This is a genomic window from Wolbachia endosymbiont (group B) of Aricia artaxerxes (genome assembly GCF_964026975.1).
In the GTDB taxonomy this organism is placed as follows: Bacteria; Pseudomonadota; Alphaproteobacteria; order Rickettsiales; family Anaplasmataceae; genus Wolbachia.
In genome coordinates this window covers 1,624,066-1,641,732 of sequence record NZ_OZ034718.1, presented here as the reverse complement: position 1 = coordinate 1,641,732, position 17,667 = coordinate 1,624,066, and the positions used below count along the sequence as shown (strand labels likewise).

The 17,667-nt window shown below is 34.1% G+C and carries 17 protein-coding genes and 1 tRNA gene; 8 read left to right on the top strand and 10 right to left on the bottom strand.

Annotated elements, in window-relative coordinates; all coding sequences use genetic code 11:
• Positions 1-2: 2 nt before the first annotated feature.
• On the bottom strand, positions 3-1,904 hold the full coding sequence (thrS, locus tag AAGE00_RS07700) for a threonine--tRNA ligase (protein WP_213863851.1): 1,902 nt from the start codon (positions 1,902-1,904) through the stop codon (positions 3-5).
• A 185-nt stretch (positions 1,905-2,089) separates the two neighbouring features.
• The gene (nuoI, locus tag AAGE00_RS07695) at positions 2,090-2,572 is read right to left on the bottom strand and encodes an NADH-quinone oxidoreductase subunit NuoI (RefSeq protein WP_012481971.1); all 483 of its coding nucleotides are present in this window, start codon (positions 2,570-2,572) and stop codon (positions 2,090-2,092) included.
• A gap of 197 nt (positions 2,573-2,769) precedes the next feature.
• On the opposite strand from nuoI, the gene mnmE reads away from it, so the two are divergent.
• The 3 genes from mnmE (at position 2,770) to AAGE00_RS07680 (ending at position 5,405) form a co-directional block, all read left to right on the top strand.
• On the top strand, positions 2,770-4,098 hold the full coding sequence (gene mnmE / locus AAGE00_RS07690) for a tRNA uridine-5-carboxymethylaminomethyl(34) synthesis GTPase MnmE (RefSeq protein WP_007302394.1): 1,329 nt from the start codon (positions 2,770-2,772) through the stop codon (positions 4,096-4,098).
• 47 nt (positions 4,099-4,145) lie between these two features.
• Positions 4,146-4,230: transfer RNA gene (locus AAGE00_RS07685), tRNA-Ser, on the top strand.
• 170 nt (positions 4,231-4,400) lie between these two features.
• Positions 4,401-5,405 carry an NAD(P)/FAD-dependent oxidoreductase gene (locus AAGE00_RS07680; protein WP_341815251.1) on the top strand — a complete coding sequence of 335 codons (1,005 nt, stop codon included), beginning with the start codon at positions 4,401-4,403 and terminating at the stop codon, positions 5,403-5,405.
• A gap of 428 nt (positions 5,406-5,833) precedes the next feature.
• Here AAGE00_RS07680 and AAGE00_RS07675 read toward each other — a convergent pair whose 3' ends face one another.
• The gene (locus AAGE00_RS07675) at positions 5,834-7,165 is read right to left on the bottom strand and encodes a recombinase family protein (protein WP_341815250.1); all 1,332 of its coding nucleotides are present in this window, start codon (positions 7,163-7,165) and stop codon (positions 5,834-5,836) included.
• A gap of 102 nt (positions 7,166-7,267) precedes the next feature.
• On the opposite strand from AAGE00_RS07675, the gene AAGE00_RS07670 reads away from it, so the two are divergent.
• A complete protein-coding gene (locus tag AAGE00_RS07670) occupies positions 7,268-8,227 on the top strand; it encodes an IS5 family transposase (protein WP_341815220.1) in 960 nt (319 codons plus the stop codon).
• A 12-nt stretch (positions 8,228-8,239) separates the two neighbouring features.
• Here the strand turns inward: AAGE00_RS07670 and AAGE00_RS07665 are convergent, their stop codons facing one another.
• The 3 genes from AAGE00_RS07665 to AAGE00_RS07655 all read right to left on the bottom strand — a co-directional run bounded on the left by AAGE00_RS07665 (position 8,240) and on the right by AAGE00_RS07655 (position 10,126).
• Positions 8,240-8,641 (bottom strand): recombinase family protein, encoded by a 402-nt coding sequence (locus AAGE00_RS07665; RefSeq protein ID WP_341815196.1) that lies wholly within the window; start codon positions 8,639-8,641, stop codon positions 8,240-8,242.
• A gap of 268 nt (positions 8,642-8,909) precedes the next feature.
• On the bottom strand, positions 8,910-9,230 hold the full coding sequence (locus AAGE00_RS07660) for a hypothetical protein (RefSeq protein ID WP_341815249.1): 321 nt from the start codon (positions 9,228-9,230) through the stop codon (positions 8,910-8,912).
• Positions 9,231-9,283: 53 nt separating this feature from the next.
• Positions 9,284-10,126, bottom strand: a complete 843-nt coding sequence (locus tag AAGE00_RS07655) for a reverse transcriptase domain-containing protein (RefSeq protein WP_341815248.1) — start codon at positions 10,124-10,126, stop codon at positions 9,284-9,286.
• Positions 10,127-10,228: 102 nt separating this feature from the next.
• On the opposite strand from AAGE00_RS07655, the gene AAGE00_RS07650 reads away from it, so the two are divergent.
• Positions 10,229-11,188, top strand: coding sequence for an IS5 family transposase (locus tag AAGE00_RS07650; RefSeq protein WP_341815149.1), 960 nt, complete (start codon positions 10,229-10,231; stop codon positions 11,186-11,188).
• Between the two features lie 221 nt (positions 11,189-11,409).
• On the opposite strand, the gene AAGE00_RS07645 is transcribed toward AAGE00_RS07650, so the two are convergent.
• Positions 11,410-12,483 carry an AI-2E family transporter gene (locus AAGE00_RS07645; RefSeq protein ID WP_213863752.1) on the bottom strand — a complete coding sequence of 358 codons (1,074 nt, stop codon included), beginning with the start codon at positions 12,481-12,483 and terminating at the stop codon, positions 11,410-11,412.
• Positions 12,484-12,532: 49 nt separating this feature from the next.
• The gene (locus AAGE00_RS07640; protein WP_341815247.1) at positions 12,533-13,075 is read right to left on the bottom strand and encodes an alpha/beta hydrolase; all 543 of its coding nucleotides are present in this window, start codon (positions 13,073-13,075) and stop codon (positions 12,533-12,535) included.
• A gap of 102 nt (positions 13,076-13,177) precedes the next feature.
• Between AAGE00_RS07640 and AAGE00_RS07635 the strand changes: the two genes are divergently transcribed.
• The 3 genes from AAGE00_RS07635 (at position 13,178) to ispD (ending at position 15,855) form a co-directional block, all read left to right on the top strand.
• Positions 13,178-14,137 carry an IS5 family transposase gene (locus AAGE00_RS07635; RefSeq protein WP_341815220.1) on the top strand — a complete coding sequence of 320 codons (960 nt, stop codon included), beginning with the start codon at positions 13,178-13,180 and terminating at the stop codon, positions 14,135-14,137.
• A gap of 88 nt (positions 14,138-14,225) precedes the next feature.
• Positions 14,226-14,372 carry a hypothetical protein gene (locus AAGE00_RS07630; RefSeq protein ID WP_019236829.1) on the top strand — a complete coding sequence of 49 codons (147 nt, stop codon included), beginning with the start codon at positions 14,226-14,228 and terminating at the stop codon, positions 14,370-14,372.
• Positions 14,373-14,649: 277 nt separating this feature from the next.
• Complete coding sequence (gene ispD / locus AAGE00_RS07625; RefSeq protein ID WP_052264975.1) at positions 14,650-15,855, top strand: 2-C-methyl-D-erythritol 4-phosphate cytidylyltransferase; 1,206 nt, start codon at positions 14,650-14,652, stop codon at positions 15,853-15,855.
• Positions 15,856-15,939: 84 nt separating this feature from the next.
• Here ispD and AAGE00_RS07620 read toward each other — a convergent pair whose 3' ends face one another.
• Both AAGE00_RS07620 and AAGE00_RS07615 read right to left on the bottom strand, forming a co-directional pair.
• Positions 15,940-16,806 carry a ParB/RepB/Spo0J family partition protein gene (locus AAGE00_RS07620; protein ID WP_213863753.1) on the bottom strand — a complete coding sequence of 289 codons (867 nt, stop codon included), beginning with the start codon at positions 16,804-16,806 and terminating at the stop codon, positions 15,940-15,942.
• The gene (locus AAGE00_RS07615; RefSeq protein WP_006014513.1) at positions 16,803-17,645 is read right to left on the bottom strand and encodes a ParA family protein; all 843 of its coding nucleotides are present in this window, start codon (positions 17,643-17,645) and stop codon (positions 16,803-16,805) included. Before AAGE00_RS07615 ends, AAGE00_RS07620 begins: the two co-directional genes overlap by 4 nt.
• Positions 17,646-17,667: the final 22 nt, after the last annotated feature.

The following is a 17,667-nucleotide window of genomic DNA, read 5'->3' as shown; positions in this document are numbered from 1 at the left end:
CATTAATTCAAATTAATAATCTTTAACAGCAATTCAGTAGCATTCTCCAAAGAAAAAGACTCCTGTTTTTCCGATCCTAAATTTCTCACTGACACAGTTTTATTTGTAACTTCATTTTTGCCTATGATCCATAATATAGGTACCTTACTTGAACTATGCAAACGTATCTTATAGCTAATTTTTTCATTGGTCAAATCAGTTTTGATTCTCACACCTTGTTCTTTTAAAACGTTGCTGATTTCTGTAGCATAACCGTCAGACTCATTTGTAATGGTCAGAATAGCAAGCTGTGTTGGAGCAAGCCAAACTGGAAATTTTCCTGCATAATTTTCTATTAAAATTCCAATAAAACGCTCAAAAGTTCCAAGAATTGCCCTATGTAACATGACAGGGTGATGCTTGTGCCCGTCTGTTCCTATATAAAAAGCTCCAAGCCGCTCCGGTAAAATAAAATCAACTTGCAACGTTCCACATTGCCAATTTCTACCTATTGCATCTTTCAAAATAAACTCTAACTTTGGACCATAAAATGCACCTTCACCAGGATTAAGTTCATAACTAAGCCCTGCTTCTTTAACTGCTTCAAGCAGTGCTCTTTCAGCTCTATCCCACACTTCATCATTACCTGATCTAGTATCTGGACGGTCTGAAAATTTCACAGAAATTTCATTGAACCCAAGTTCTGAATATACTTCTTTTAAAAGGTCACAAAACTTTACAGTTTCAGAATTCACTTGTTTTTCCATACAAAAAATATGTGCATCGTCTTGCGTAAAACCACGCACTCGCATCAGTCCATGCAATGAGCCTGAGCTTTCATTTCTATGGCATGTGCCAAACTCTGCCATACGTATCGGTAAATCACGATAGCTTCTGATGTGAGAATTAAAAATCTGCACATGACAAGGGCAATTCATGGGTTTTATTGCTAGCTTTTTACTTTCAGATTCATCAATAATGAACATATTTTCACGAAACTTATCCCAATGTCCCGATTTTCCCCACAGCTCTTTGCTTACTAAAATAGGGGTTTTCACCTCAAAGTAGCCATTGTTCATTAACTTTTTTCTGATGTAAGACTCAAGAACATTATATAAAGTATATCCCTGTTCATGCCAAAAAATCTGCCCAACAGCTTCCTCTTGAATGTGAAATAAGTCCATATCCTTAGCAATTTTGCGGTGGTCGCGTTTTTCTGCTTCCTCCAGACGTTTAAGATAAGTATTTAATTCATCCTTATTTCTCCACGCGGTGCCATATATTCTTTGCAACATTGGGCCCTTAGAATCGCCACGCCAGTATGCACCTGCTACTTTCATAAGTTTAAACGCTTTAACTCTGCCAGTTGATGGTGAGTGCGGACCACGACATAGGTCTACAAAGTTGCCTTGTTTATAAACAGTTAGGTTTTCGTTTTCTGGTATTGATGAGACAATATCAACCTTGTATCTTTCACCTATATCACTAAAGAAATCAATTGCCTGCTTACGAGTCCAAACTTCTCGGACGAATCTGTGGTTACTTTTTATAATTTCCTTCATTTTTTTTTCTATTGCAGCAAGATCGTCCGTGGTAAAGGTACGATCTGTAGCAAAATCATAGTAGAAACCATCTTGAATTGTTGGCCCGATAGTAATCTGAGTATTAGGAAAGAGCTCTTTTACTGCCTGCGCCATTATATGAGCAGCATCATGCCTTATTATATCTAAACCCGCTTCGTCACTCAGTTGTATTACCTCTATCTCTGTATCAGATTCAATTTCACGTGAGAGATCATACAACTCACCATTTACCTTAAAGGCAATTGCTTCTCTCAAAGCATCCGGTTGTAATATATCAAAGCCAGTGACTCTACCACTGTATTCTTTTACTTTTTGTTCGGCTAAAAAGGTAACTTTTATCATTCATTAGACCTTTTATCATCCCAGTGCTTGACACTGGGATCCATGTTTCTTTCTTTTCTAGATTCCAGCGCCACGCGCTGGAATGACACCAAAAGGTGAGCTACTGATCTTTCAGTTAAATAACAGTTGTACAAGAGATCTATTACATACTTGCTGTAAGAAATTTTAATTGTTGACATACCTAGTTAATAATACGGCCTATTCTTTTTTAACCTGAGTGCAATTGCTTCTTCCCAAACTTCACCATTACGCAATAGCTTTTCTTTATTGTACATTAGCTCCTCTCTTGTTTCAGTAGCAAATTCAAAGTTAGGACCCTCCACAATTGCATCAACTGGACATGCTTCTTGGCAAAGTCCGCAATATATGCATTTTGTCATGTCAATATCATAGCGTGTGGTGCGGCGACTACCGTCTTCTCTTTCCTCTGCTTCAATAACTATTGCTTGAGCAGGGCAGATAACTTCGCATAACTTACAAGCTATGCATCGTTCTTCACCATTTGGATACCTACGCAGCGCATGCTCACCACGAAACCTTGGACTTAAAGGGCCCTTCTCCATAGGATACCTCAAAGTAACCTTTGGTTTGAACATATATTTTAATGTAATAACAAACCCTTTAATTAACTCTACAGAAGACCAATACCAAGCTAATTTCTTGAGCATAATATTTAAAACTTGTGTCAGTCATTATAAATCATATTATCAGTTTTCAAAATAAATATTTTCATCTGGATGACTTTTGTAGTTTTTCTATACAATATATTTACTAATACTGCATTAATATGAATAAGTAATATAAGCAAAAATTTTTTAGATTAGGTATTTCGATTTCTTAAATTGCTAAGTAGTTTATATAAATAATGACAAACACAAATGAAACTATTTTTGCTTTGTCGACCGTATTTGGTAAGTCAGGAGTTGCAGTAATCAGAATTTCAGGCAACTACACCCTTAAAGCTTTAAATCATTTTCATATTAAGAAAAAAATCAAACCAAGATTTGCTACTTTAGTTGATCTATATGATGATTCCAATCAATTGATAGATAATGGAATAATCATCTATTTCCCTGCTCCAAACAGTTTCACTGGCGAGGATGTTATAGAGTTACAAGTGCATGGAAGCAAGGCCGTCATAAAAATCATCTTGGAGAAATTATCAAAAATTTTCGTTATGGCCAGGCCTGGAGAATTCTCACTTAGGGCTTTTCTAAATGGTAAATTTGACTTAACGCAAATAGAAGGAATTGCAGACTTAATTGATGCTGAAACGAAAATGCAAGCTAAACAAGCGATTAAGCAGATATCAGGAGAATTGGAGAGACTATACAGCAATTGGAGGCAAAGATTAATAACGATACAATCCAAAATCGAAGCATATATAGACTTTCCAGAGGACATTTGGGCAGAAAAAAGTGAATTGGAAAAAATTAATAATGAAGTGCAATCTCTCGTGCAGTTGATACAAGAGCATTTAAATGATAATAGACGGGGCGAAAGGTTGCGTGAGGGTTTACATATTGTAATAACTGGTGAACCAAATGTCGGTAAATCAACTCTGTTTAATTTCTTAGCCAAGCGTGATATTGCTATTGTTTCTGAATATGCAGGCACAACAAGAGATATACTTGAAGCTCATATTGACATTGGGGGATACCCAATCATTCTCTCTGATACTGCTGGAATTCGTGAGAGTTCAGATCCAATAGAATCAGAAGGTATAAGTCGAGCGAAAAAAAGGTCTTTTGAAGCTGATTTAAGAATAGAACTATTTCCTTTTGAACAGCGTCATAATATCAATTGCAACGTTGTAAATAGCGATACTATTTATGTATTGAGCAAAGCTGACGATGCAATTAATGACAGAAATATACTGATTGGCGGTGTAGATTTTCTACCTATTTCTATTTTAAAGGGAATAGGTACAAACAAGTTGATCTCTCTCATAAAAAAGAAGGCAGAGGAAAAATTTGGGCATGATAGAGACACTCCTGTGATTACTCGGCAAAGACATAGGAGTCACATGCAGAAAGCACTGGAACATTTACAACGTTTTAAAATCGATAATCCAATTGAGTTGATATCTGAAGACTTGAGGCTTGCTGCATTTGAACTTGGTGCAGTGATTGGAATTATTAATGTTGAGGAAATATTGGATAGTGTGTTTAGTAGCTTTTGTGTAGGCAAGTAAGATTTTTATAGATTGCTTGAAATTAAATATTGTGGTAAAAAAGAGGTGGACGGATGGCCGAGCGGTTTAAGGCACCAGTCTTGAAAACTGACGTACGGAAACGTACCATGGGTTCGAATCCCATTCCGTCCGCACTTACTTCTCAGATTTAAAATGTTAGTTAATTTTTAGAGCTTATTTAGATGGTTCATAACGCTGGAAATCTTATCTAATCTAGCCACATCTTTTAAAAATACATCCCTTTGTAAATTGACCTTGTTAGCAAAGAAAGCTAATATCTATAAATAGATCACCATCTGAATATGGAAACCGATATAGTAATAATAGGTGCAGGGCCTATTGGAATATTCACTGCTTTTCAAGCGGGAATGCTTGATATGAGATGTCATGTAATAGATGTTTTGGATCAAGCAGGAGGACAATGCACAGCTCTTTACTCAGAAAAGCCAATATATGATATACCTGGTTATCCTGTAATTACTGCCCAAAAATTAATTGAGCAGTTAATGGAGCAAGCTTCACCGTTTGAGCCTGTTTACCATTTAAGTCAAAAAGTGGAAAAGATTTCAAATAACGAAGGTGAAAACTTTACTATCATAACGAACATAGGTACAGAGGTAAAATGCAAAGCCGTTATCATTGCTGCAGGTAACGGAATGTTTGAACCTAACCGTCCACCCTTAAGGGGTATATTAGAATATGAAAATAAATCTGTATTTTATAGTGTAAATAAAATTTCTGATTTTCAGGACAAAACTATAGTCATTGCAGGGGGGGGTGATTCTGCGGCTGATTGGACTGTAGAACTTTCTAAAGTTGCGAAGAAAATTTATGTGATACATAGGAGAAAGGAATTTCGCTGCACTCCTGAAACTAGAAATAAATTAGAATCACTTGAAAATGACGGAAAGATAGAACTGGTAGTGCCATATCAATTACACGAACTAGCAGGAGGTAATGGGCAGTTGAGAGCAGTGATAGTAAAAAACATTGCCTCTAAGGAAGAAAGAGAAATATCCGCTGATTTTTTGCTGCCATTTTTTGGATTATCAATGAATCTTGGTCCAATAAACAATTGGGGTATAGAGTTAGAACATGGCCGCATAATTGTCGACCCAGCTACACTTAGAACCAGTAGAGATAGAATATATGCAATCGGAGATATAGCTACTTATCCAGACAAACTAAAATTGATACTAAATGGTTTTGCTGAGAGCGCCATGGCTTGTTATCACATATACAAAGTAATTCACAATTCTCCAGTTAATTTTCAATATTCAACTTCAAAGGGAATTCATCGAAATTAAAGAGTAAAGAGATCCATGAACCTGCATGCAGTTATCTCAAGCATAAGGGAATACAAACGAAAAAGATTACTTTACAAATTTCCCCAACTCCCTTATCTTATCAATAAGAGTATTTATCCTTGTTTTTAATCTCTGCAGATTTAACAACAAAATTCAGTAAAAAACTCAGGTATATATTGGCAGATTACATAAAATTATAGCGGCTGCATGTCTTTTTTATTTTTTCTACATTCAGCCAAAATGCGCTTTAAATAAGCGTTAGCACATTATTACAATGCCAATTTACATTATTATAGGGTCAAAACTCGTTACACGGGGATTCTTTTGCCTTTTTTCTTCATTTGGTGAATTTCTTAATACTTGTAACTAAAGCTTCAGGCCAGCACTTGATGCTGGAATCCAGAAATCTTTTGAGCACAAAAGTTATGCTAGGTTTTGTTGGTAATACACCTACGACAATGTTGCAAATTTTTATTTTCCTTTCCATTATGTCCAGAAGAGTTCGGTAGCTCTTTTACGCGAAATACCACATTTACGTCCTCAAGGTTAATTTCAATTCTCTTGACCAATGTTCTGATAATATCACGTTTAGTTAACCAGTCTGCGTTATCAAGGTTTAACGTAATATTGGAAGAAAAGTCTTCTAAATTGGCCACAACCAGAGTTACCTCCTGTTCTAATTCCTTTTGATAAAATATCTTTTTCTTCTCTTCTTTAATTGTTTTTAAGCTTTGTTTCATTGCTTTAATTCGTGGTTCAAATTCCTCTTGATTGATATATTCTTGAGCATAACTATCGATAAGTCTAGCAATACCACGTTTTAATTTATTTTCTTGTTTCTCTAGCAGGTCACTTTTTTGATCCAATGATGATTTTTTTAGTTCTGAAAGCCTACGCTTGTATTCTTCTAAAATCCTGTTTGGATTTTTCAATAACTGCTTAACCTCTTCCCACACAGCTGTTTCTAATGCATCTGAGCGAATGGGTTTATTGTCACAAATCTTATTACCACCAAAACGGTAAGAATCTTTACCACTACAACGGTAATATGCATAATGACCACCTTCTTCTTCTCGTCTACTTCTCATGCAAGTTCCGTAACATCCGTAATTACAACGCTTACATATGACTAAACCTTGTAGTAAGTACTTTGCTCCTCTTTTTCTTGTCCTTGCTACTTTTCTATTTTCAGCTAATTGTTCTTGAACAATATCAAATATATCTTCATCTACTATATTTGGCACTTTAATATAAATCCAATTTGCTTTTTCAACAGGATAGACAGAGTGGTTACTTTTTGGCTGCTCACAAGAGCCTTTCTGTGGTCTTACTTGCTTTAATCTTACTCCTAACCTTCTTCTACCAAAAGCTGCTTGTCCTTTGTAAGCAGGGTTTTTCAACATACTCCAAATTGTACCTTTATTCCAGCGTTCTTTTCCTTTTTGTGTCTTAATGGACATAGTATTTAGCCGACGACATACTTCCCCAATACTTGTTCTTTCTCTGCCTATCCACAAAAATACTTTACGAACGACATCAGCTTCTTTTTCGTTAATCTCAAATAAAGCTTGTCCTCCTCCCATATGCTTATCTATATAACGATAACCATAAGGAGCTCCTCCCATTACATTTACATAGCCTTTGTTAGCTGCATAGATTTTACCACGACGACTTCGTTCCATAATTTTCGCACGTTCATATTCTGCTATCATACCTTGCATTTGTAACAGTAATTGAGATTCTGGGTGGCTTTGTTGCATAGCTAGTGTTGGTTGAGGTTATTGTAAGAAGAAAAGCTTTTTAATATATGGCTACTAACGAATTTTGTTGTAAAATAGGCATTTTTCAAACAAGTACAACTTATGCCACAAAAAATGAGAGTAAGTAACCAAAGAGAATATAACGAGTTTCTCAAAAAAAGAGGAAATGTTTTTCATTTTGTTAATCAAGCCATAGAAAATCGGTATGAAAATAGTCCAAAAGTTGCAGGTGGCAATAACACTTATAGTGATAAAGTTGTAATTTTAATACACATAATAGTTCATCTTTTTAGAATTGGCTTGAGACAAGCTGTAGGTTTTGTAAAAGGTTATATGGTACAAATAGGCAAAAAACTTAAGATTATCAGCTATACACAAGCTTCCAGAAGATTTAAAAAGCTTAATTTGAAGATTGATGACCATAGAAGCAATAAAGATGATCTGGAAAATGTTGAAATTGCCGTAGATAGCACTAGAGTTAGTATCTACAATAATAACGGTGGGCATAGTAAGCTTAATATTCGAAAAAGAAAATACAGTGGTTATGGTCAAGTAAGAAAATTACATGTTGTTTTAAACATAAATGATAAGAAAGCAATAAGCATGAACTACACTAGTGGTGTTGCTGTAGACTATTTGCCGGTCTGCGATATGTTAGAAGAAGTCAGTGATAAATATAACATTTGTTCTATTCGAGCAGATGCGGCTTATGATATAAAAAGTGTGTATAAAGAATGCAGAAAATACAATATTGTGCCTATTATTCGCCCTAGGAAGGATACTAAAATTTGTTTAGCTGACTACTTATCAGAAAGAAACAAGTATATTAGTAGAATTAGGTCATATGAGAATTATGAAGATGGTATTAATGAATGGAAGAAAAAAGTTAAGTATGGAGCACGGTCTTATATTGAAGTCTTTTTCTATAGGTTGAAGCAAATATTTGGGTTTGGCTTGAAAAATAAATCAGAGGTAAATCGTGAAAAAGAGCTGTTAATTAAGTGCTACTTATTGAACAAATTTACTGATATAGGTATGGCTGAATTTAAATTAGCTGCGTAAATTCACTGTGATTTACATGCCTATCAGTGCTATGCAACAAAGCCATTCTGGGTTACCGTTAATCTCATAATTTAAAAAAACCACTTTTGCTCCTGCTTTTTCAAATTCTTCAATCAGCACCATTTGATATGCATATTTTCTAGATAAACGATCAGGAGAATGAATGTAAATCTTATCAATTTTACCTTCTGTTACTTTATCACGTAATTTTTCTAAATCAGGGCGGACTAAATGAGATCCACTGTAGCCGTTATCAATAAATTTATACTCACTTAACAATCTGTATCCGTCCAGATTAATTTGCTTCTCTAAAGCTGCAATTTGACTTTCTATCGTATTTCCTTCTACTTGTTTCCCCGAAGAAACTCTCGCATATAAACATACTGTTACCATTTGACCCTCCTTGAATCCCATTTTTATGTTTTAAGTTTTTTTGACTTATTTCCTTTGACACTACCTTTTCATAAGCATCTGATAAGCATTGTTCTGCTAACCGATTAGGTTCATAGCTACAGCTAATTTGGATAGCTAATCTCTTGTTTCTCATGACTTTTCCTTGAAATAATATGTTCATATCATTCCTTAAAGCCGATGGTTAATTGATTATTAGCGCTATAAGTAAATCGGACTCTTGGTTCTGGACACAGAAGTTTTCGAGAAATGGTTTTCTCTAGTTTTATTTTTATGTTTTTTGCAACATTGTCGGTAGTGTAAAAGCCTGAGTGTTCGCTATATTTGCTTTTATCAATGTACGTGCTTTATTAAGAAGTCTTTTAATACTTTCTTTCGAAGGTTTAATAATTAACTTCTTATTATATCTACGTACATTACAACCAAGAAAGTCAAACCCTGTTGTAATAGATGTAATCTTTGTCTTCTCTTCTGACAGAATTAAACCTCGCTCATGAAGAAAAGATGATACTAAAGGCTTAACTTCCTTTTCCAGTACTTCATGTGTGAAACCTGAAATAATAAGGAGAGTAGACCGGCGGAGCTTCCCCACCAGTCTCTCGCAGAACTGCACGGAAACCTCTCGGCTTATACAGCTCCCATTATTTAGCCTTTTGATCCTAACCCAAGTGTCCAATGATAGAAAATACTTGGAGACCTCTTTCTCACTTTTCCTAGAAATTGCTTTGCTAGTCTTCCGTGATCACGAAGTTTCTTATATTTTGTCCTGACCCATCTTATGAGGTATCTCTCTATATTTCTAAGAGATGGATACATCTCTGATTTATAAAACCTGCCATAGTACTGAAACCAGCCTCTGACTATTGGATCTATCTTCTTCGATATTTCCTCTAGTGTGGTCCATGTAATCCGATGTATTCTCCATGACTTTATGGTTTTCTTGATCTTCTTCTTGGCTTTGTTACTAATTGCAGGTAGAAATGAGATGAAATAATTCCTCATCTTATTCTTTGCTACTCTAGGTCTAAAAGTATAACCTAGAAAATCAAAGCTTTGTTTAGGAAATTGTTCTTTTCTATCATCATCCTTACTGTACACAATCTGTGTCTTTTCAGGATGTAACTTCAATTTACACTTAGCCAATCTTTCTTCAATCATTACTTTCATAAATCCTGCCTGTCTTTTAGTTCTGCAGTGCACTATCGCATCATCTACATATCTTTCAAATGGTACTGTTGGATAATTTTGTTTCATCCACATATCAAACGCATGGTGCATAAATATGCTTGAAATGATTGGGCTTATTGAACCTCCTTGCGGAACTCCTTTATCCCTTGTTACCCTACTGCCATCTGCTTGCTGAATGGGGGCTTTCATCCACCTCTCAACATACAGTATGACCCATTTGCAGTCTGTGTGTTTCTTGATAGCCTGCAGTGCTAAATCGTGGTCCAGATTGTCGAAAAATCCAGATAGGCTTTGTTGCATAGCTAGTGTTGGTTGAGGTTATTGTAAGAAGAAAAGCTTTTTAATATATGGCTACTAACGAATTTTGTTGTAAAATAGGCATTTTTCAAACAAGTACAACTTATGCCACAAAAAATGAGAGTAAGTAACCAAAGAGAATATAACGAGTTTCTCAAAAAAAGAGGAAATGTTTTTCATTTTGTTAATCAAGCCATAGAAAATTGGTATGAAAATAGTCCAAAAGTTGCAGGTGGCAATAACACTTATAGTGATAAAGTTGTAATTTTAATACACATAATAGTTCATCTTTTTAGAATTGGCTTGAGACAAGCTGTAGGTTTTGTAAAAGGTTATATGGTACAAATAGGCAAAAAACTTAAGATTATCAGCTATACACAAGCTTCCAGAAGATTTAAAAAGCTTAATTTGAAGATTGATGACCATAGAAGCAATAAAGATGATCTGGAAAATGTTGAAATTGCCGTAGATAGCACTAGAGTTAGTATCTACAATAATAACGGTGGGCATAGTAAGCTTAATATTCGAAAAAGAAAATACAGTGGTTATGGTCAAGTAAGAAAATTACATGTTGTTTTAAACATAAATGATAAGAAAGCAATAAGCATGAACTACACTAGTGGTGTTGCTGTAGACTATTTGCCGGTCTGCGATATGTTAGAAGAAGTCAGTGATAAATATAACATTTGTTCTATTCGAGCAGATGCGGCTTATGATATAAAAAGTGTGTATAAAGAATGCAGAAAATACAATATTGTGCCTATTATTCGCCCTAGGAAGGATACTAAAATTTGTTTAGCTGACTACTTATCAGAAAGAAACAAGTATATTAGTAGAATTAGGTCATATGAGAATTATGAAGATGGTATTAATGAATGGAAGAAAAAAGTTAAGTATGGAGCACGGTCTTATATTGAAGTCTTTTTCTATAGGTTGAAGCAAATATTTGGGTTTGGCTTGAAAAATAAATCAGAGGTAAATCGTGAAAAAGAGCTGTTAATTAAGTGCTACTTATTGAACAAATTTACTGATATAGGTATGGCTGAATTTAAATTAGCTGCGTAAATTCACTGTGATTTACATGCCTATCAGTGCTATGCAACAAAGCCTGCCCGATTCGCACTGATGCGTAGACTCAGACGGCAAAACATCTGGTTTAATAAGTTTTAGAATCCTTTCAGTTTCTTTCTGAATGAATTCCTCTCCTTTTAAACAATATGACCGAAGACTTTCAGGTCGCACCATCTCTCAAATGTATCAGAGATCCTTTTTTTATCGTGAACTAATTAGCCATTTTTATAAAGCTCACTTTCAAAATATTTATTGACTGCATATTCTACTAATACACTGAACATTGCTATTATTGGAATAAAAAATAATATACCTATAAATCCAAAATATGAGGTGCATATGACAACTCCTAAAATAATGATAGTTGGATGTATATGAACTTTTTTTCCTATTAATAAAGGCACTAATATGCTTGAATCTATTAATTGACCAACACTAAATAATAGCAAGACAGCAGCACTTTCAAACCATCCACTAAATTGAGTAATGGCGCTCAAAAATCCGATAATAGTGTATAATAATGGCCCTATATAGGGTATAAATGTTAATATTCCTGATAAAATTCCAATAGCTACAGAATGCTTCAGCCCAATTATGCTAAGGCCCACGGAGTAAAAGATCATCATGATTATACATACGTTTAACTGTCCCCTTAGGTAATTAGATATAATGAAATCTACTTTGGAAAAATAACCTGCAGCTTTTTCTCTGTAAAGAATGGGAATTAGTTTATTAGCCTTTTCTACAATTGCAGGCCAATCACGTAATACATAAAAAAACACCACAAGCGTAATAGCTATTAATGATACCATGTAAATCAAATTAAAGCTTGAATTTAGCACTTGAATTATAAGATTACTGCCCATGCTAAGAGCATTTATAAAATAAGATATATAATCACTGTAATTTTCTACTAGATTTTTAGACAAATGATCAAATAAACTATCTTCAGTTTTTATATTAAGAAATTCTAGCACAGAAGGAATCACTTTAAGCTTTAATGAAGGTATCTTATTTACTAAGAAATTTAATATTAAAGTAATTTGAAAATATATAATAGGTAAAACAAATGTAATAACTAATATAAAAGCTATCAATAAGGCAAGTGTTATAAAAACTACAGAACATGAACGCGGTATTCTATATTTTTCAAACTTGGTTACTAGCGGGTTAAATAGATGTGCAACAAAAACAGATATTAGACACGGAACAATCATAGGACGCATCAAAAATAATGCCCCTATTATGAAAAGCAGTACACAACAAATAGTTATATGACGTTTTTGCATGTGTTTAGAATAGTTAATTTACCGAAAAATATAAAGTTTTTTGTAAGTACTACCTATTCATTATTTTATTAGGCATGAGATCAGCCAAATTTTCACTCAATTGCCAACTAGATAAAACTCCGTTATGCGGGTTATCTGTAAAGCCTCTCAGATTAACGATCTTAATCGAATTTCTATTTAACAATAGATCATCTACTGCCTTTGCCAATTGTGCAGGATATGGTATTAAGGTGTCTCTTTCATGATTAATGACTACTATTGGTATATTATCATTTTGTAGCTTTTGTATATTGCTTACTATATCAAAATCTAAATTTAGGACCTTAAGCATCTTTTTCAATAAGCATGAGGGCAGTACACTTAAAATTTTTGCTTGAGGAATTGGAAAATGCTTTATTGCATTATGAAAAGAGCTGAAAGTGCTAGTAAAAATAACGCCTCCAAGTTTAATATTTTTGTCTGTAAAATATTTTAATACTTCTGATGCAACTGCTCCCCCAAAAGAATGGCCGAAAAGTATTATATTTTCCGATTTCACACCCTTCTCCATTAATTCATTGATTTTTTCTATTGAAGACTGGCTTTGTTGCATAGCTAGTGTTGGTTGAGGTTATTGTAAGAAGAAAAGCTTTTTAATATATGGCTACTAACGAATTTTGTTGTAAAATAGGCATTTTTCAAACAAGTACAACTTATGCCACAAAAAATGAGAGTAAGTAACCAAAGAGAATATAACGAGTTTCTCAAAAAAAGAGGAAATGTTTTTCATTTTGTTAATCAAGCCATAGAAAATCGGTATGAAAATAGTCCAAAAGTTGCAGGTGGCAATAACACTTATAGTGATAAAGTTGTAATTTTAATACACATAATAGTTCATCTTTTTAGAATTGGCTTGAGACAAGCTGTAGGTTTTGTAAAAGGTTATATGGTACAAATAGGCAAAAAACTTAAGATTATCAGCTATACACAAGCTTCCAGAAGATTTAAAAAGCTTAATTTGAAGATTGATGACCATAGAAGCAATAAAGATGATCTGGAAAATGTTGAAATTGCCGTAGATAGCACTAGAGTTAGTATCTACAATAATAACGGTGGGCATAGTAAGCTTAATATTCGAAAAAGAAAATACAGTGGTTATGGTCAAGTAAGAAAATTACATGTTGTTTTAAACATAAATGATAAGAAAGCAATAAGCATGAACTACACTAGTGGTGTTGCTGTAGACTATTTGCCGGTCTGCGATATGTTAGAAGAAGTCAGTGATAAATATAACATTTGTTCTATTCGAGCAGATGCGGCTTATGATATAAAAAGTGTGTATAAAGAATGCAGAAAATACAATATTGTGCCTATTATTCGCCCTAGGAAGGATACTAAAATTTGTTTAGCTGACTACTTATCAGAAAGAAACAAGTATATTAGTAGAATTAGGTCATATGAGAATTATGAAGATGGTATTAATGAATGGAAGAAAAAAGTTAAGTATGGAGCACGGTCTTATATTGAAGTCTTTTTCTATAGGTTGAAGCAAATATTTGGGTTTGGCTTGAAAAATAAATCAGAGGTAAATCGTGAAAAAGAGCTGTTAATTAAGTGCTACTTATTGAACAAATTTACTGATATAGGTATGGCTGAATTTAAATTAGCTGCGTAAATTCACTGTGATTTACATGCCTATCAGTGCTATGCAACAAAGCCTGGAAGACTTAGATAAGCTTTGATTCTTATTTATAAATGGAATCATGAGTGGTGGTACAGATAAAAAGGTACAAGTTAAAGCTGCTAAGATGGCTAAACTTGCTGTACTAGATGTCATTGGATTAGTAAGTAATATTAAAGTTGGTAATAGTATTGATGTTCCTAAAAACAAGAAACTAGCTATTGCGTAAGTTATATAGTTTTGAAATGCAATTGGGTATTTATGTGCATGAGTGTGAAAATTAGACCTATGGAGATATGTAGATCTATCTTGTATATACCTGGCCGCATTCTTATAATTATCACCTATTCCATGAAAAAATATAAGATGTATCTCATTTTCTTTATTATACTTAGCAACGTGTATTATTTTCCTCTAGCATATATTACACCTAGTAAAAGAATATTCTTTTTTGAGAATTGGATCAACTTTTTTAAAATGCTAGATAACTTGTATTAACACCGAAAATGGTAAGCATGTACACTAACAGACTTGAGGAATACAAGATAGCAGCATTAATAGTTGCAGCAGGAGTAGGCAGTAGATGCAATGCCAAAATCCCTAAACAGTATATAAAATTGGCAGGTAAGTCTGTTTTATTTCACACAATTAGGAAATTCTTAGCTAATCAGTACATAAGTTACATAAGAGTGGTAGTGAATGAAAGTCAAAAAGATTTCTATAAAGAAGTTACGTCATCAACTATAGATACTAAATTGCTGAGTCCAGTATGTGGAGGAAAAAGCAGGCAGAGTTCAGTTAAACTTGGACTGGAGAGTTTGCAAAAGATCAATCCAGATTTTGTTATTATACATGACGCTTGTAGGCCTTTTGTATCAAATATTCTAATAAACAACTTGATTGAATCTATGATTAATGGTCAATATACAGGAGTAGTTCCAGCAATAGAAGTCGAGGATACTATATCGTTGGTGAGTAATAATTTCATTGAATCTACGATTTCAAGAGAAAAACTTAGAGCCATGCAAACTCCTCAAATTTTTAATTTCAGAGAATTATTATCGTGCCATCAATCAGTCAAAGAATTTACTGATGATTCATCACTAATGGTAGAGCATAAAAAACATGTTGCGATTATTGAAGGTGAGAAAAAGAATTTTAAGTTAACTACAAAAGAGGATATCAATATGGCAAAACTTCTCTTTGGAGAGCCAAAATTCCGTGTCGGAACCAGTTATGATATACATAAATTTGTTAAAATTCAAAATGATGCTAAGAGCTTTATAAAAATTTGCGGTGTGGAAATTGAGCATAATATGGCAATAGAGGCACATTCCGATGGTGATGTTGCAATACATGCAATCGTTGATGCAATACTCGGAGCACTAGGATGTGGCGATATAGGAGAACATTTTCCTCCTAATTCCTCTAAATGGAAGGATTGCAATTCATCTCATTTTCTTGACTTTGCTGCTAAAAAAGCACAGGAAAAAGGATATAGCGTGTCTAATTTAGATATTACTATAGTTTGTGAAGAGCCTAAAATATCGCCTTACAAAGCAGGAATGAAGGAATTCATATCAAAAATATTAGAAATTAATGGTGAATTCGTAAATATCAAAGCAACCACAGCGGAAAAATTAGGTTCTATTGGAAGAAATGAGGGAATAGCAACGTATGCTTCTGTGCTATTGCGTGCAAATTTTTATTGAAGGTAGAAACGAAATAACTTACTTGACAAACTCCACCATTTCACTTCCATTGCAAGGAAAGTGGGAAGGTTTGTCAAGAAATTTCTATGAGCTACTTTCGACATTAATAGCTGATTCAAGTCTTCTATTCAAAATTTTCAATATAAAATCCAATTCATTTGAGTTGTTATAACGTATCATGACTTTACCCTTAGAATTACTGTCATTAATTTTGATCTTTAAACCAAGCTGAGAAGATATAGCTCCTTCTAATACTGCCATATCTTGATTTTTAGTACACTTATGCTCTTTTCGGTCGTTATTTTGTTGTAAGTCTTTTATCAATTTTTCAGTTCGCCTAACGCTCAGGCCCTGAGAAACTATTCTTTCTGCAATACTTTCCGCATTTTCAACATTAATCAATGCTCTTGCATGACCCATAGACAATTTTTTCTCGTTGATCATTGTTTTTACTCCATTAGGGAGTGACAGCATTCGTATCATATTGGTTATGTGACTGCGGCTTTTACCTAAAGTTAAGGCTAATTCTTCGTGTGTATAGGAGAATTCATCTATTAGTTTTCTGTACGCCTCACCTTCTTCTATTGGATTAATATCTTGCCTCTGTATGTTTTCAATTATCGATACTTCTAAGCATTCCTTGTCATTTAAATCTTTTATGATAACCGGCACACTATCAAGATTTATGACCTTACTTGCTCGCCAACGACGTTCCCCTGCTACTATTTCATAACCTTCATTACTTGGATCTTTGCGCACCACAACAGGTTGTATTATACCATTTTTCTCTATCGAACCTGCAAGTTCTTTTAATGACTCCTCATCAAAATATTTTCTCGGCTGAAATTTGCTCGGGTGTAGTAATGAAATAGGTAACCGATCTTCTTTATTACCATAATTATCGCCTATGAGGCCAGCAAGACCTCTACCTAAGCGCCTATTGTCCTTCACGCTGCACCCTCACTTATCAGCTTTTTCTCTTTACAGATGCTCATGTGTTTCTTTAAAATTTCTTTTGCCAAACTTATATATGCTTGTGCACCAGGACACTTAAGATCATATACAATAGCAGGTTTTCCATGAGAAGGCGCTTCTGATAACCGTACATTACGTGGAATAATGGTCTCATACAAGGGGATAATAGTTTTATATACTTTATCATTTAAATATTGGCAAATATCATTTTTAATCTGCTCACTAAGTTTGTTGCGTCTGTCATACATTGTGAGCAATATTCCTTCTATTAACAGGAAAGGGTTTAGGTTATTTCTTTTTATCAGCTCTACAGTCTTAACTAAATGGCTCAATCCTTCCAGAGCGAAAAATTCACACTGAAGAGGAACAATAATCGAGTCAGCAGCGGTCAGAGCATTGATAGTAAGCAGACCAAGTGATGGAGGACAATCGATAATTATGTACTCATAATTATTACGTACTTTCTCTAGCGTATCTTTTAGTACGAATTTTCCCTGCTCAAGTTGTGATAGCTCAATTTCTGCAGCTGATAAGTCAACCACTGATGAAATCAGCGATAGATTTGGAATTTCCTTTATATTGAAAATTGCCGATTCCACCAATTCACTTTCGCTGCTCAGCAGTATTTTATATATATTTTTTTCTTCCCTGCTACGATAAGAAATCCCAAGTCCTGTACTAGCATTTCCTTGAGGGTCAAGATCTACCAGTAAAGTACTTTTTCCCACAGCAGCAAAGGCTGTTGATAAATTTATACTAGTTGTAGTTTTACCAACTCCACCCTTTTGATTTACTATTGCAATGATCTTGCTCACGCCTTTTATCTTATGTATAAAA

Bases quoted from the DNA above. Each gene is read 5' to 3' on its own strand.
- thrS (WP_213863851.1), bottom strand. From the start codon at position 1,904: ATGATAAAAGTTACCTTTTTAGCCGAACAAAAAGTAAAAGAATACAGT.
- nuoI (WP_012481971.1), bottom strand. From the start codon at position 2,572: ATGCTCAAGAAATTAGCTTGGTATTGGTCTTCTGTAGAGTTAATTAAA.
- mnmE (WP_007302394.1), top strand. From the start codon at position 2,770: ATGACAAACACAAATGAAACTATTTTTGCTTTGTCGACCGTATTTGGT.
- AAGE00_RS07680 (WP_341815251.1), top strand. From the start codon at position 4,401: ATGGAAACCGATATAGTAATAATAGGTGCAGGGCCTATTGGAATATTC.
- AAGE00_RS07675 (WP_341815250.1), bottom strand. From the start codon at position 7,165: ATGCAACAAAGCCACCCAGAATCTCAATTACTGTTACAAATGCAAGGT.
- AAGE00_RS07670 (WP_341815220.1), top strand. From the start codon at position 7,268: ATGCCACAAAAAATGAGAGTAAGTAACCAAAGAGAATATAACGAGTTT.
- AAGE00_RS07665 (WP_341815196.1), bottom strand. From the start codon at position 8,641: ATGGGATTCAAGGAGGGTCAAATGGTAACAGTATGTTTATATGCGAGA.
- AAGE00_RS07655 (WP_341815248.1), bottom strand. From the start codon at position 10,126: ATGCAACAAAGCCTATCTGGATTTTTCGACAATCTGGACCACGATTTA.
- AAGE00_RS07650 (WP_341815149.1), top strand. From the start codon at position 10,229: ATGCCACAAAAAATGAGAGTAAGTAACCAAAGAGAATATAACGAGTTT.
- AAGE00_RS07645 (WP_213863752.1), bottom strand. From the start codon at position 12,483: ATGCAAAAACGTCATATAACTATTTGTTGTGTACTGCTTTTCATAATA.
- AAGE00_RS07640 (WP_341815247.1), bottom strand. From the start codon at position 13,075: ATGCAACAAAGCCAGTCTTCAATAGAAAAAATCAATGAATTAATGGAG.
- AAGE00_RS07635 (WP_341815220.1), top strand. From the start codon at position 13,178: ATGCCACAAAAAATGAGAGTAAGTAACCAAAGAGAATATAACGAGTTT.
- AAGE00_RS07630 (WP_019236829.1), top strand. From the start codon at position 14,226: ATGAGTGGTGGTACAGATAAAAAGGTACAAGTTAAAGCTGCTAAGATG.
- ispD (WP_052264975.1), top strand. From the start codon at position 14,650: ATGGTAAGCATGTACACTAACAGACTTGAGGAATACAAGATAGCAGCA.